At 38.2% G+C, this 233-nt stretch carries 1 pseudogene; it reads left to right on the top strand.

The features are described from left to right. Positions 1–233 (top strand): annotated as a pseudogene (locus FAY33_RS19180) (DDE-type integrase/transposase/recombinase); the annotation flags it as partial.

Genomic DNA, 233 nt, shown 5'->3' with positions numbered 1-233 from the left:
AACAAGCGTTTCAATCCGTAAATGGAACGCTGAAGGATATTCAAATATTTCACACGGATCGTGGTAACGAATTCAAGAATCAGACGATTGATGAGACGTTGAAAGCATTTGAAATTCAGCGTTCTCTCAGCCATAAAGGCTGCCCCTATGATAATGCAGTAGCAGAAGCAACCTTTAAAATAATGAAAACAGAATTAATTAGGAACCAGACGTTTCACAGCTTATACCATCTT

This window comes from Clostridium sp. HBUAS56010 (assembly GCF_007115105.1).
GTDB lineage: Bacteria > Bacillota > Clostridia > Lachnospirales > Lachnospiraceae > Lacrimispora.
The sequence above is the reverse complement of the archived record's forward strand: the minus strand, read 5'-3'. Positions and strand labels throughout refer to the sequence as shown.